Source organism: Pseudomonas sp. QD4, assembly GCF_049199125.1.
Classification (GTDB): Bacteria; Pseudomonadota; Gammaproteobacteria; order Pseudomonadales; family Pseudomonadaceae; genus Aquipseudomonas.
In genome coordinates this window covers 1,315,564-1,328,937 of the sequence record NZ_JBLZOM010000001.1, presented here as the reverse complement: position 1 = coordinate 1,328,937, position 13,374 = coordinate 1,315,564, and the positions used below count along the sequence as shown (strand labels likewise).

Annotated in this window: 11 protein-coding genes; 6 read left to right on the top strand and 5 right to left on the bottom strand. The window is 65.1% G+C overall.

The features are described from left to right. Positions 1-14 precede the first annotated feature (14 nt). From ACOZJV_RS05625 to ACOZJV_RS05615, 3 genes are all read left to right on the top strand, one after another. Positions 15-1,004, top strand: coding sequence for an SMI1/KNR4 family protein (locus ACOZJV_RS05625; protein ID WP_421547051.1), 990 nt, complete (start codon positions 15-17; stop codon positions 1,002-1,004). Continuing rightward, entirely contained in the window at positions 1,001-1,960 is a 960-nt protein-coding gene (locus tag ACOZJV_RS05620) for an NUDIX domain-containing protein (protein WP_020298335.1), read from the top strand. Before ACOZJV_RS05625 ends, ACOZJV_RS05620 begins: the two co-directional genes overlap by 4 nt. 179 nt (positions 1,961-2,139) lie before the next feature. Continuing rightward, positions 2,140-4,716 carry a bifunctional diguanylate cyclase/phosphodiesterase gene (locus ACOZJV_RS05615; protein ID WP_421547050.1) on the top strand — a complete coding sequence of 859 codons (2,577 nt, stop codon included), beginning with the start codon at positions 2,140-2,142 and terminating at the stop codon, positions 4,714-4,716. A 3-nt stretch (positions 4,717-4,719) separates the two neighbouring features. Here the strand turns inward: ACOZJV_RS05615 and ACOZJV_RS05610 are convergent, their stop codons facing one another. Together ACOZJV_RS05610 and ACOZJV_RS05605 are read right to left on the bottom strand one after the other, a co-directional pair. Further along, positions 4,720-6,132, bottom strand: coding sequence for a DUF2252 domain-containing protein (locus tag ACOZJV_RS05610; RefSeq protein WP_421547049.1), 1,413 nt, complete (start codon positions 6,130-6,132; stop codon positions 4,720-4,722). 164 nt (positions 6,133-6,296) lie between these two features. Beyond that, a complete protein-coding gene (locus tag ACOZJV_RS05605; RefSeq protein WP_421547048.1) occupies positions 6,297-6,854 on the bottom strand; it encodes a hypothetical protein in 558 nt (185 codons plus the stop codon). A gap of 217 nt (positions 6,855-7,071) precedes the next feature. On the opposite strand from ACOZJV_RS05605, the gene ACOZJV_RS05600 reads away from it, so the two are divergent. Continuing rightward, positions 7,072-7,998, top strand: a complete 927-nt coding sequence (locus tag ACOZJV_RS05600; protein WP_421547047.1) for a pyridoxal-phosphate dependent enzyme — start codon at positions 7,072-7,074, stop codon at positions 7,996-7,998. Here ACOZJV_RS05600 and ACOZJV_RS05595 read toward each other — a convergent pair. Together ACOZJV_RS05595 and ACOZJV_RS05590 are read right to left on the bottom strand one after the other, a co-directional pair. Then, positions 7,992-8,807, bottom strand: coding sequence for a helix-turn-helix domain-containing protein (locus tag ACOZJV_RS05595; protein WP_421547046.1), 816 nt, complete (start codon positions 8,805-8,807; stop codon positions 7,992-7,994). The genes ACOZJV_RS05600 and ACOZJV_RS05595 overlap by 7 nt on opposite strands. Positions 8,808-8,907: 100 nt before the next feature. Beyond that, on the bottom strand, positions 8,908-9,309 hold the full coding sequence (locus ACOZJV_RS05590; RefSeq protein WP_078471357.1) for a hypothetical protein: 402 nt from the start codon (positions 9,307-9,309) through the stop codon (positions 8,908-8,910). A gap of 124 nt (positions 9,310-9,433) precedes the next feature. On the opposite strand from ACOZJV_RS05590, the gene ACOZJV_RS05585 reads away from it, so the two are divergent. After that, positions 9,434-10,222, top strand: coding sequence for a DeoR/GlpR family DNA-binding transcription regulator (locus tag ACOZJV_RS05585; RefSeq protein ID WP_201130690.1), 789 nt, complete (start codon positions 9,434-9,436; stop codon positions 10,220-10,222). A 71-nt stretch (positions 10,223-10,293) separates the two neighbouring features. After that, the gene (locus ACOZJV_RS05580) at positions 10,294-12,414 is read left to right on the top strand and encodes a hypothetical protein (RefSeq protein ID WP_421547045.1); all 2,121 of its coding nucleotides are present in this window, start codon (positions 10,294-10,296) and stop codon (positions 12,412-12,414) included. Here the strand turns inward: ACOZJV_RS05580 and ACOZJV_RS05575 are convergent. Next, a complete protein-coding gene (locus ACOZJV_RS05575) occupies positions 12,411-13,283 on the bottom strand; it encodes a LysR substrate-binding domain-containing protein (RefSeq protein ID WP_421547044.1) in 873 nt (290 codons plus the stop codon). The genes ACOZJV_RS05580 and ACOZJV_RS05575 overlap by 4 nt on opposite strands. Positions 13,284-13,374: the final 91 nt, after the last annotated feature.

Here is a 13,374-nt window from a genome sequence, read left to right as displayed (position 1 = left end):
AAGGGATGCACTGGATGAGCGAGCTGCTGCACGATATCGACCTGGCGAGTTTCTGGGAGCCGAACACAAGCGGCGACAGCCATGACCAGCCTCCGGACGATCAGCTGATCGCCGAGCTGGAACAGGCCCTGGGCTACCGCCTGCCGGCGTCCTATATCGCCTTTATGAAACGCCACAATGGCGGCCGGCCCCAACTGAGCTGCTTCCCCACCGAGGAGTGGACGTCCTGGGCCGAGGACCATTGCGCCATCGACAGCTTCCTCAGCATCGGCCGCCGCCAGCGCTCGTCGTTGGGGGGGGAGCACGGCAGCCGGTTCATGATCGAGGAGTGGGGCTACCCGGACCTCGGCGTCTACATCTGCAACTGCCCCTCGGCCGGGCACGACATGATCGCCCTCGACTACCGCGAGTGCGGCCCGCAAGGTGAGCCGCAGGTGGTGCACGTCGATCAGGAAGGCGATTACCAGGTGACGGTCCTTGCCCGCAACTTCGAGGCATTCGTCCGTGGCCTGGTGTCGCCCGAGGTCTATGACACCTCGGAGCAGGACTATCTCGATGACCGGCTGAAGGTCTGCGAGGCGCCGTTTTCCGAGGTGCTGGGCGAATTGATCAGGCATTTCCACGGGCTGCCCGACACCGGCGCGGCGATCCGCCGGGTGGCGTTGCAGATCGTCGAGCAGAAACGTTATTTCGCCCTGCACGCCGACCCCTTGTCGCAGCTGCTGTACGACCTGCAGTTCTGGCTCTACCAGAGTCGGCATCCGGTGCAGACCCAGGAGCAATACCTGGCCATCTACAGCGAGATGATCGCCTTCGGCAAAGGCTTCGGCACCGGCGGTTATGCCCCCGGGTTTATCACCGACTGGTGGGCCGCCCGCGTTGAAGGCGAGCAGCTGCGCCAGGGCGATGCAGGTTTTGCCCTGACCCAGGCTCATATCAACCGCATGCTCGAGCAGCTGGCAGAGGTGCCGAGCCATACCGACCTGAACAAGGACCTTGCATGAGTCAGCCCCGGGTACAGATCACCGACGAACAATTGCTCTCGGACAACTGGTACATCCTCAAGAAGTACAGTTTCAACCTGCAGCGCCGCGACGGCAGTTGGCAGGCGCAGACCCGCGAGGTGTATGACCGCGGCAATGGCGCGACCATCCTTCTGTACAACCTGGCGCAGCGCACCGTGCTCCTGACCCGCCAGTTCCGCATGCCGGCGTTCGTCAATGAGCACAGCGGATTTCTGATCGAGGCGGCGGCCGGGTTGCTGGACAACGCCAGCCCCGAGCAGCGGATCCGCCAGGAGGCCGAGGAAGAGACCGGCTACCGGGTGCAGGCGGTGGAAAAAATCTTCCAGGCCTTCATGAGCCCGGGCTCGGTCACCGAGCGTATCCACTTCTTCATCGGCCAGTACCAGGCCCGGGACCGCATCGGCGACGGCGGTGGGCTGGAGGAGGAGGGCGAGGACATCGAAGTCCTGGAACTGGGCTTCGAGCAGGCCCTGGCCATGGTCAAGTCCGGCGAGATCGTCGATGGCAAGACCATCATGCTCTTGCAGTACCTGGAGCTGCACCTGATGGCGCCGCGCAGCCTGATGATCCTGGTCGCCGGCCCGTACCGCGCCGGCACCGACGATGACCCGGCACGCCTGGCGGCCAACGTCGAGGCCATGGAACAATGCGCCGCCGACCTGCTCAAGGCCGGGCATTTTCCCGTGCTGGGGGAGTGGGTGGCGTTGCCCATGACCCGTTTGGCGGGTTCCCGCGCGGTGGGCGACGAACTGTACAACGCCCATTTCCACGCTTACGCCGAAGGCCTGTTGCAACGCTGCGACGCGGTGCTGCGCATCGGTGGCCCCTCGGCGGGCGCCGACCGTATGGTGGCCCATGGTGAGCAGTTGGGCTTGCCGATCTACCGTGGGCTGGAGCAGGTCCCGCCATTCGTGGCGGCCACCGCAGAGGCCTGACCCTCATCTTCGCCGGGGTCCGGACGCAAGACCGGGCGTCGGCCAGGGTGGGTCGTGGCCGGGTTTCTGCAATTTGCACACTGGTTCGCGGAAAAAACTGTCTATCGTCAAAGGGCAGGTGAGAGCAGCACCGGGGTCGCCGAGGTTGGCGGCGGTGTCGCGCTCGCACCCGGAGGATTATGGACAATCTCAGCGTCGACCCCGAGCAACGACCCGCGACCCGGACCTCCAACCTGTCCCTGACCCGCGCCACGCTGCTGGGCTGTTCGTTACTGTTGCTGGCGATCTTTCTGCTCACCAGCGGCCTGCTGATCTATATCGCCCTGGGCCAGAACCGCGAGGCCGAGGCACACAACCGTTTCGATATCGACAAGGCGCTGCAGGTTTTCGATAAATCCGCGCGTTCCACGGTCAAGGACTATGCCTTCTGGGGCGACGCCTACCGACACTTGCACCAGAGCGTCGATACCGACTGGGCATTTGGCCGGCAGAACCTGGGGTCGACGCTGTTCAGCGACCTGGGTTTTGACGGCGTGTTCGTGCTCGACCCAAGCAATCGCCCGGTGTATTCGCTGATCGAGGGCCGGTTGCAGACCGCCGCTCCACCGGATTGGCTCCGCGATATCCCACCGCAGTTGCTGGAGCGCGCACGCCAGAGTGCGTCCAGCGATGAAGCGACCAGTCGCTTTGTCGACCTGCAAGGCACCCCGGCCCTGATGGCTGCCGCGGCCCTGACCCCAGGCACCGATCCAACGGTCGAGGCCGACAACGGGCCGGCCTCGGTGCTGGTGTTCGTCGCGCGCCTGGGGCCTGAGCGCCTGGCGGCCCTGGGTCAGGATTTTGGTGTCGAGCAGTTGCATGTCGGCGGTACGCAGGCCGACCTGCCCGCGCTGCGCCTGCCCGACGCCGCCGGGGTGCTGCAATGGGTGCCGGCGCGGCCCGGGCAGCAGTTGCTGGTGCTGGTTTTGCCGCTGCTCGGCATCGCCGGGCTGGTGTTTGCCCTGATGACCGCCTTCATCCTGCGCCGGGCCACGGCGGCGGCCCGGGCCATGGATGCCCACTACAACTCGTTGCAGGCCAGCCGCTGGGCATTGGCGGCCAGCGAGGAGCGCTTTCGCGATGTGGCCGAGGCGGCTTCCGACTGGATCTGGGAACTCGACGGGCAACTGCGTTTTACCTACCTCTCCGAGCGCTTTGAAACCATCACCGGCCTGTCTCGCACCACCTGCCTGGGGCGTCCGGTGGATGAGGTGCTGACCTCCGACCAGGGGCCCTTGTCGCAATGGTTCAAGGACCATGCGCGGCGGGCCAATGCCATCGTCCAGTGCAACTACTTCGCGGGGGATGGCCAGCCACGGATCTGCCGCCTGTCGGTGCGCGAGATGGAGGGCCGGGGCTATCGTGGCACCGCCAGTGACATCACCGAAGAAGTCGAGGCCCGCAGGCGCATCGAATACCTGTCCCAGCACGATGCCTTGACCGGCCTGGCCAACCGCTCGCGGATGCAGGAGTTCATCGAGGGCAAGCTCAAGGCCACGCCGACCCTGGAGGAACCGCTGCTGATGCTGAGCATCGACCTCGATCGCTTCAAACCGGTCAACGACCTGCTCGGGCATGCCGCCGGGGATCTGGTGCTGAACCAGGTCTCCCAGCGCCTGCAACAGTGCCTGCGCAGCGACGACCTGGTGGCACGCATCGGCGGCGACGAGTTTGTGCTGGTGGTGGCCGGCATGCGTTCCCAGGACGAAGTCGAGAGCCTGTGCCGGCGCCTGATCGAACGCATCGAGGAGCCGTTCCAGATCGCCGAGCACGAAGTGTTTATCAGCGCCAGCATCGGCATCGCCATGGCCCCGGCCGACGCCATCCTGGCCGAGGAGCTGCTGCGCTACGCCGATATCGCGCTGTATGAAGCCAAGGACGCCGGGCGCGCCACCTGGCGCTTTTACGCCGGTGACATGAACGCGCGGATCATCGAGCGCCGCCAGCTCGAAAGCGACCTGCGCCACGCGATCAAGCATGGCGAGCTGCGCCTGGACTTCCAACCGCGCTACCGCATCGAGGGCCAGCGGCTGGCCGGGGCCGAGGCGCTGGTGCGCTGGCAGCATCCGCAGCGTGGGCTGCTGGGGCCGGATCGGTTTATCCATATCGCCGAGGAAACCGGCTTGATCCTGCCCCTGAGCAACTGGGTGCTGCAGCACGCCTGCGAGGCGGCGGCGAGTTGGCCGGAAGAGGTGATGATCTCGGTCAACCTATCGCCCACCGAATTCCAGCGCGGGCACCTGGTGGCGCGGGTCAAGGCGGTGCTGGCCGAGACCGGGCTGAACCCGGCGCGCCTGGAGCTGGAGCTGACCGAAAGCGTGATGCTCGACGATGCCCAGGGTGCGCTGGTCATCATGCAGGGCCTCAAGGCCCTGGGGGTGCGGCTGCTGATGGACGATTTCGGCACTGGCTACTCGTCCCTGAGTTACCTGCGCTCGTTCCCGTTCGACGGCCTGAAGATCGATCGCAGTTTCGTCGGTGGCCTGACCGCCAGCGGCGGCGACCATTCGATCATCCAGGCGATTGTCGGCCTGGGCCGCGCGCTGTCGCTGACGGTCACCGCCGAGGGCGTGGAAACCATCGATCAGTTGCAGGCGCTGGGCGCCATCCGTTGTGACGAGGCCCAGGGGTTCTACCTCAACCAGCCGATGGATGCCCAGGCCATCAAGGCCCTGCTGGGCGCCCGGGACCCGGCCGCAGACACCACACCCAACTGAGGTTCAAGGCAGATGGTCGGCGGCAAAGTCCGCCTCTGAACGCGCCTGCAAACGGCCCTTGCGACAGGCTTGCTGGAAGCGTTCGAAGTCGCGCTCGTTTTGTGTGGCATAGGCCTTGGCGTACTGCCACAGGGCCTCGGCCAGGGTCTCGCTCTTGCCGATGTAGCCGCTGATCAGCGGCGCCTGCCCTGAGGCCTTGGCGTGGGCCCGAGCCAGGGCCCGGCCGCAGATCCGCGCGTAGGCGCCGAAGGTCTCGGCGTCGAAGGTTTCCAGTTCCGCCGAGACCTTCATGTCGCGCAGTTGGCGCACGTAGAAATGCCGGCCATTGGGCCCGGTGGTCCAGCCCAGGAACAGGTCGCTGGCCGACTGCATCAGGCGCTGGCCCTCGACCACGCGCTGGCCGTTATGACTGGGGCGCGATTTGCCGCGCACGTAGCCGGCCAGCACCGAACGCCGGGCTTCCTTGAATTGCAGGAACAGCGGCCGCTCCTGGTCGTCGGTCAGCAGCGACACCAGGCAGCGGGTGCCGACGCTCCCCACGCCCACCACCTTGAACGCCAGGTCGCGAGCCTTGAAGCGCGCCAGCAGGTCGCGCCGGTCGGCCTGCAAGGTGCCGCGATAGTCGCGCATCAAGGTCTCGTACAGCGGCCGCCAGTCCCCCAGGCGCATCCAGTCATCGTCAGCGTCGAGCAGGGTGGTGTTCTTGTGCAGGTGGAAGATTTCCGGCAGATCGTCGCGAATCCGCAGGCGGCCACGGGCATCGCGCTCGCTGATCTTGGGCAGCAGCTCGGCGTGGGTGCGCCGCTCGGCCTTGTCCATGGCGCGTTGCACGTGCTCCAGGGTGGCGCGGTTGGACTGCGCCTGTTCCAGCAGGTCTTCATAGGTCAGGGCGTCGTACCAGATATCCAGCGCGCTTTCCCCGGCGCAGTTGGCCATGCTGCGCTGGTAGGCGCCCACCAGTTGCCGGCACAGTTCTTCCTCGACCGCTTCGCCGTGGCGCAGGTCGCGGGCGGCGATCAGAAAACTCGCCACCAGGCGCTTGAGGTCCCACTCCCAGGGCCCGGGGTGGACTTCATCGAAGTCGTTGACGCTGAACAGCAGGTTGCGTTCCGGGGTGGCGAAACCGCCGAAATTCATCAGGTGGCAATCGCCGCAGATGGTCGAGGACAGCCCCATGTCGGGGGTGGTGGAAAGGTCATGGGCCTGGAGCAGGGCATTGCCGCGATAAAAGGTGAAGGGCGAGACCAGCATGCGCCCGTAGCGCAACTCCACCAGCGAGCGCACCCGGCCCTGGCTTGAGGCTTCGATCAGTGGCAGCGGGTCGCGCTTGATCTTGCCGGGGGCGGCCTGGCTGCTGCGCGGGCATTGCTTGCGGGCTTGCTTGCCGAGTTTCAGACGGTCGTCGACGCTGCTCATGGGGGGCGGGTTTCCGGGGGGGCGGGGCAGTTGCCGCTTGGCAGCGCGCCGAGGGCCGACGGCCTTCGGCATCGCTGATAACGGCGGGAGGTTGGATGAAACGCTAGCAGGAATCCGCCGCTTGGCCAGGGCCCCGCGCTGCTCCAGGCGCGACGGGCCAGGGCTTAACGCGATGGCAGGTCGCGGCGGTAAATCGTCAACTCGTTATTGCTGGCCAGGACCAGGATCGTGCCGCAGGGAGAAAAGCCGAAGGCGCGCATTTCCCGTTCGATCGCCAGTTTGTGCATGACGCCAGGCCGGTCCTGGAGGTTGCCGTACAGCCAGGAGCCCGGCTCCACCAGAAGCAGATGCTGTTCCGGCCAGCACAGGGTCACGCTTTCGACCATCCAGCCATCGCTGGTGCCCAGCAGCAGGCCACCGCCGTTGATGCCGCTCATGCGCAGGGTCTTGCCGTCCAGCGGGCCGATGCCTGGGGTTTCCAGGTGCAGGTCGCTGTCGAAACCTTCGCGGTAGTCGCGGGCGATTTTCTCCCCGCTGTGGCAGTCGATCACGCTGCGCCCTGCGCTGGACGTCACCAGCAGCAACGGCAGGTCGCGGTCGAAACCCACTTCCAGCAGGCTGCCGGCGGCCATCTCGGTGACGAGCTTCCAGGGCAGCGGCGCGGGGCTGAGCGGCATCTGCGCGACCTTGTGGCGTATGGCATCGAGGGAGTCTTGGGGCATATCGAATAGTCCGCTGGGCAAGGGGGCGATGGTGGTGGCCGGCGCCGGGCCGGTTAGGGGAGCCTGCGCAGCTCAGGGCGCCCCGGGGGGGACGAAAGCAAGGCCGCCCATGCATTTACCAGACTCGGGGCCGGGCCTGCAATTTTTTACAAGCCGGGGGCGGTATCGACTCAGTAGCCTGGGGGTCTATTTCCTGCTGTCAAAAAAGGCTGATCCGATGCTGCATATCCGCACCCCGTTGATTCTTCACCCCGGCCTTTCGAGCCCGACCCGGCGCATCTGGCTCAAGCTGGAAAACCTGCAACCCAGCGGCTCGTTCAAGATGCGCGGCATGGGCCTGATGTGCAGCCAGGCGGCGGAGCAGGGCAAGCGTCGGGTGATCTGTGCCTCGGGTGGCAATGCCGGGCTGGCCACGGCCGTGGCGGCCACCCGCCTGGGCCTGGGCGCCTGCATCGTGGTGCCCGATACCACCTCGCCGATGACCCGGCAACGGATCGCCGCCATCGGCGCCGAAGTGATCGTCCACGGCTCGGTCTGGGACCAGTCCAACCAACTGGCCCTGGAGCTGGCCGAAGACCCGGACAGCCAGTACGTGCCGGCCTTCGATCACCCGATCCTGTGGCAGGGGCACAGCAGCATGGTCGATGAAATCCTCGAAGACTGCCCTCAGGTCGACACCCTGGTCGCCTCGGTGGGCGGTGGTGGCCTGCTTGCCGGGCTGCTCACCGGGCTCAAGCGCCATGGCCGCACCGATTGCCGCATCGTCGCCTGTGAAACCCAAGGCGCGGCGTCCTTTGCCGCAGCGCTCGCGGCCGGGCATCCGGTGCAGCTGGATGAGGTCAAGACTGTCGCCAGCACCCTGGCCGCACGTCAGGTGGCACTCGGGCCGGTGCAGATGATCGCTGAGTTCCAGCACCGCAGCGTGGTGCTGTCGGATGCCGAGGCAATCATGGGCGTGGTGCGCTACGCCGATGATCTGCGGCAATTGGTCGAACCCTCCTGCGGCGTGTCGCTGGCGGTGGCCTACCTCGATCACCCGGCCCTGGCCGAAGCTCGGGATGTGGTGATTGTGGTGTGCGGCGGGGTGAGTATCAGCGCGCAGCAGGTTGTCGACTGGCAGGTGCCTGCCGCCATCCATCAGTAATCCGACGGCGCGACCTTGTAGGCCAGCTTGAACGCCCGGTTGAAGTGGCTCTGGTCGTAAAAACCGACCTCGGCCGCGACCTGGGCGATGCTCTGGCGCCCGCTGGCGAGCAAGCGGCAGGCGCTTTCCAGGCGCAGCCGCAGCAGCCAGGCGTAGGGCGTGATGCCGGTGGTCTTGGAAAACCGCCGCAGAAACTGAAAGCGGCTCAGCCCGCAGAGGTCGGCCAGGTCCTCCAGGCTGATCTTCTGCGCCAGGTGCGCGTGGCAGAAATCCAGCAGCGTGGCCCATTGTCGGTGGCCGAGTTTTTCATCGATCGCCTCCGGCTTGACGCTCTGGGAGTGCTCCAGCAGTGATTTGACCAGGTGCAGCAGTTGCTCATCGGTGGCCAGGGCCGACATCGATGAGTTGCCCGCCAGGCTCTGGTGCACCAACGCCAACTGCTGCCACCACTGGGGCGCGCGAATCAGCGCCGGTCGCAGGTGCAGCGGCTGATCGTCGCCACTGATGTCCCGGACCATGGCCGTCATCAGCTCGGCGCTGATGCGAAATGTCTTCAGGGTGTGAATCGCGCCACTGGCGGTATCGCCCGCGCCGTCGTGGATTTCGTGGGCCGGCATGAACGACACCGAACCCCGCTCCAGGCACGCTGACGTGCCGCGATAACCAATCTTCTCCATGCCCCGGGTCACCAGGCCGACGTGAAAGTCGAGGTGGAAGTGGCGCTTGAAACAAAAACCGCCGAGGTCGGCTTCACCCAGCACCAGCCCCGGGGTTTGCGTGACCTGATGGTATTGAACGCGGCCTGGCATGGGGGACTCTGGGGTTTTCTCGGGGCGGGGGAGCGATCATAAACCAGCCGGGGCAGGGCGCGACACCAGCAGATTACGGAGTGCTAGGCAGGGTTTGAAATTACGCGTCACGCAGCAAGTCGCGAGAGTTGAGGAGTTCGTAGGCGATTTCCGGGTTTTTTTCCAGGCCGCGGCGAATGGCGGCGGGGATTGACTGGCGGGTCTTGCGGCATAGGCCCGGCAGCTCGTCGATATGGATGCCGATGCCGCGCATGCTGCGCACCTCGTTGAAGCCCGGGGCGATCTCCAGGCGGATGCCCAATTGCTCGTAGAGCCGGCGTTGCAGGAATTCGAGGTCCTGCAGGCTCTTGAGGTTTTCCAGGCGCTCGAGCAGGCGCTTTTCTTCCTGGCGGGTCAGGCCGAGGATGCGCAGGTCCGCCTCGGGTTGGTCGAGCAGGCGCTCGCGCTCGCAGATGCAGGCACCGGGTGGGCAGGGTTGACGGAGCGGGGGAATGGGCGTCATGGGGCCAATCATAGCCACCTGTTATCGGCTTTGCCCATGGGCAGCGGAGAAAGCCCCGACGACACATTGTGCTCGGCTCCGGGTTTGGCTAATCTCGCGCAAACCCGCATAAGCAGGCACAAACATGCACAGTGAACATTCCCTCGCCGAACTGCCTTCCCTGCGTCGGCAGAAAATCCTGCTGCTGCTCGAACGCGACGGCAAGGTCATGGCCGCGCAGTTGAGCCAGCATTTCGCCGTGTCCGAAGACACCATCCGCCGCGACCTGGCTGAACTGGCCAGCGCCGGCCTGGTGCAGCGGGTGCATGGCGGCGCGCTGCCGCGTCCGCGGGACACCGGCAAGGACTACCTGACGCGCATGGGGGAAGTCAGCGAGATCAAGCGTCAGCTGGCGCAACACGCGGCGCGACGGGTGGAGGATGGGCAGATCGTGCTGTTCGATTCCGGCACCACCACCCTGATGATCGCCCAGTCCCTGGCGCCCCGGCTGACGATCACCGCTGTCACTGCCTCACCGATGATCGCCATGACCCTGGCCGAACACAGCGGGATCAAAGTGATTCTTGCCGGTGGCCAGCTCAACCCGATTACTATGGCGGCCACCGGCCACGAGGCGCTGCGGCTGATCCAGGGCATCAAGGCCGACCTGCTGTTCACCGGGGTCTGCGCGATCCACCCCCAGGTCGGTATCAGCACGTTGCATTTCGATGAACTGCCGCTCAAGCAGGCCATGCTCGACAGTGCGTCCCAGGTCATCGCGGTCACCACCGCCGACAAACTGGGTGCCGTCGAGCCCTTTGTCGTCGCGCCCTGCAACCGACTGCACAGCATGATCACCGAGCGCTACCTGGCCTCGGGTGATATCGAGGCGTATCGGCAGCAGGGGATCGAGGTGCTGCAGGTGGATGGCTGAGGGCGTGGCGGTGGAGCCTGGCAGGGCGGTACTCGGGATCAGCGGATCAAACAGGCAGGGAGCGGGTCAACGTGGTGGCTGACGGCAAGAAATACGCAAGTCCCCAGGCAACGGGCGGCGCGGGAAACAGCTTTGAACATCGGGTCCAGGCCTATTACCTGTTGCTGCTGATAAATGGCCATCCGACCGGCCTGGGCCTTGGGCCGCTGGTGCAGATTCAGTTCCAGGGCCAGATGTCCGGCCTGGCCACCGATGACATCATCTGCACCCATCAGCTTGGAGATACCCGGACCCGGGTCTATATGCAGTGCAAGATCACCTTGCATGCCCGGGCCTCCGATAGCGCTTTCTGCAAGGCGCTGACCGGGGCCTGGGGCGACTTTGCGGGGGGCAGTGATAGCGACGGAGGGTCTTTTACCCGCGGCGTCGATCGGCTGGTGCTGGTCTATGATCCGGCGACCTCGAGCGAGTCCATGAAAGACGCCGCGCACGTGACCGAACTGGCAAGAGCCTCCGTCGGTGCACAGGATTTCGTGCACAAGTGCACGTACAAAAAAACCAGCAAGATGCTGGACACCATCAGGACCGTGGTCATGCCGCAGGCCCAGGGCGGCGAAGAGGAAGCCACGCAGCTCTGGGCGTTCTTGAAGTCGCTGTGGTTTTACCGTCACGACCTGAACGCCGAAGGCTCAGTGGAAAACAGCGCCATTATGGCGATGATTGCCGGCCACTTTGGCGCCGAGCTATCGCCTACATTTATCTGGGCGAGGTTGGTGTTGCTGGCGACGCAATTGAATCGCAATGGCGCAACCGTGGACCGACAGACGATCCTGGAGCATCTCGGCCCCGAGCTGGCCACCCGCACCGAGCCTGGCCCAGGCCGGGTGAACGTGCGTGCGGCCAGCCCGTTCCTGCTTCCATCCAGCGCTGGTCTGCCGGGGATTGCGCGCTTCCCATTCAATTCGCCGCTCCAGGCTTTCGAGAAAATACCCGAGCTTCAGGGGTTCGATTTCCATGGGGTGACCGCCGAGCCGGTGTCGGCCTTGCAGGCATTGCGCGGGCTGAGGGTGCGCGCCTATTTCGAAGAGGACCGCATCAGCGCGTCCCGGGTGTTCCAGGACGCTTTACGGCGCAGCCTCTGGGCGCTGGACAGCATGGCCGGCAGTTTTGATGATAAAGCCTGCCTGGCGTTGTTTGTGCTGCTCAATGCTGACAATCCGCGGTTGCAGCATCAGGCGGTGTTGTGGGCGAGGGGTTATCGGATCAGCGACCTGAAAGCGTCGAACGAGGTGGTGGAGTCTCTTGAGAAAATCGATTTCTACTTCAATCGCGGCGTCTTCGGTCGGGAGTGGCGGTTGCAGGATGCCGAAAGAGCCAGGGTGATCCGGTCTGGGGTTCGTGAGTTGCGCACGTTCGATATTACCCGTGAGCTGCAAGCCAAGTCTTTCAGGGCTATGACCGGACAACCCGAGCCACCTGAGTGCGAAGATCCGCAGGAGTTGGACCGCTTCTGGTCCATGCGCTGGAATGCATTCGATCTCGGCTACGACTATCGCCATCCTGAGCACCACACCGCCTCCCAGGCAGGGATTGCCGGGGTCGTCACATTCGAGGCCCTGATGCGGGTGGTGCAGGGTGGTTGCGTCAGTGAAGCCCTGGGCCACTACGAACTGTGCACGTCGGAACTGACGTTTGATCGCTTGCTCAGTGCCCGGGTCGATCTGGCGGCCCACGTAACTAGGGGTATGCAGCGCTTGTCGGGCAATGACTCTCTGGTGCTGGCCGAACTGGACAAGCTGTTGGAAGCCAGCCTGGCCGGTGCCGAGGCGGGCTTGTCCAGGGGCCGCTTGACGGTATTGCCCGTGCCAAGGGAGTTCCGATTGTTAGCCGATGAGGTGTTTGACCTGGACTTCGAAAACATCAGCCTGCTGCCGGCTTTCGAAGAACAAGCCCGGGCCGCCCATGGGGCCACCCGCAGCGAGCAACTGGAGTTCGTGGCGGAGTCGGTCAGGCACCGCCCGCCGTACACCGCGCCCTATACCCTGATGGGCAGCGGCAGCCTGTATGCCGACTTGATCCTGGCCAGGATGTTGCGCAGCAAGTTGTTCGCCAACAGCCGCAGCGAAGGCGAGGCGGCCAATATGCATGGGCTTGGGGTCGAGCAGTTGCGCATCACCAAGGTCTTTGATTAGTCCACGGTCTGGCGTTCCAGGCTGGCGGCAATCAGCGTCGCCAATTGCTCGACCTCCGGCGCTGGCCGTTGCTGCGCGCGGTGCAGCCTGTAGCCCAGGGTCGGCAGCGGCGGCAGGCCGTCGAGAACCTGCAGATGAGCGGGAAGGCCGATGCGGGTGCGCAGGGTGACGCCCAGCCCGGCGCTGACGGCGGCCCACAGGCCGCTGACGCTGGGACTGGTCAGGGCGATGCGCCAGGGGATGCGGGCCTGGTCCAGGGCCTGGGTCGCGGCGCTGCGCAGCACGCAGGGTGCATCGAACATCACCAGGGGTAACGGCGACTCCTGTGATGCCGGCAGTTCGGGCAGTTCCCGAGTACCGATCCAGTGCATTTGCGCGGCGCCCAGGGGCTGGCAGTGGGCGGTGCGTGCTCCGCTGTCCCAGGCCAGCGCCAGGTCCAGGCGGGCGCTGTCGACCAGGCTCAGCAGTTCGGTGTTGCGGGCGATGCGCACCTCCAGGGTGACCCGAGGATGGACCTTGGCAAAACGCCGCAGTACATCGCTGAGCAGGTGTTCGCCGAAGTCCTCCTGCAACCCCAGCCGCACGCTGCCTTCGATCTGCGTGGCCTGCAGGTCGGCGAAAATATCGTCATTGAGCTGCAACAGGTGCCGGGCCTGACCGAGCAGGCTTTCGCCCACCGGTGTCAGCACCAGGCCACGGCCGGATTTCATCAGCACCGGGCTGCCGACCTGCTCTTCGAGTTTTTTCAGTTGGGCGCTGACGGCCGAGGTCGAGCGGCCGAGGCGGTCGGCGGCCTTGGCGAAGCTGTTGAGCTCGGTGCCGGTGACGAAGGTGCGCAATACATCGAGATCAAAGGTCGGGCGGCGCATGGGATAGTCCAGTAAATCGGGATTGTTGATCTTGAGTAATCTGATATTCGGGATGATCCTGGCTTGATAGTTTGCCTCCGTCAAATTCAAT

Excerpts from the sequence above, each read along its gene's own strand:
- ACOZJV_RS05590 (WP_078471357.1), bottom strand. The coding sequence starts at position 9,309 with ATGACGCCCATTCCCCCGCTCCGTCAACCCTGCCCACCCGGTGCCTGC.
- ACOZJV_RS05600 (WP_421547047.1), top strand. The coding sequence starts at position 7,072 with ATGCTGCATATCCGCACCCCGTTGATTCTTCACCCCGGCCTTTCGAGC.
- ACOZJV_RS05585 (WP_201130690.1), top strand. The coding sequence starts at position 9,434 with ATGCACAGTGAACATTCCCTCGCCGAACTGCCTTCCCTGCGTCGGCAG.
- ACOZJV_RS05595 (WP_421547046.1), bottom strand. The coding sequence starts at position 8,807 with ATGCCAGGCCGCGTTCAATACCATCAGGTCACGCAAACCCCGGGGCTG.
- ACOZJV_RS05610 (WP_421547049.1), bottom strand. The coding sequence starts at position 6,132 with ATGAGCAGCGTCGACGACCGTCTGAAACTCGGCAAGCAAGCCCGCAAG.
- ACOZJV_RS05625 (WP_421547051.1), top strand. The coding sequence starts at position 15 with ATGAGCGAGCTGCTGCACGATATCGACCTGGCGAGTTTCTGGGAGCCG.
- ACOZJV_RS05605 (WP_421547048.1), bottom strand. The coding sequence starts at position 6,854 with ATGCCCCAAGACTCCCTCGATGCCATACGCCACAAGGTCGCGCAGATG.
- ACOZJV_RS05575 (WP_421547044.1), bottom strand. The coding sequence starts at position 13,283 with ATGCGCCGCCCGACCTTTGATCTCGATGTATTGCGCACCTTCGTCACC.
- ACOZJV_RS05615 (WP_421547050.1), top strand. The coding sequence starts at position 2,140 with ATGGACAATCTCAGCGTCGACCCCGAGCAACGACCCGCGACCCGGACC.
- ACOZJV_RS05620 (WP_020298335.1), top strand. The coding sequence starts at position 1,001 with ATGAGTCAGCCCCGGGTACAGATCACCGACGAACAATTGCTCTCGGAC.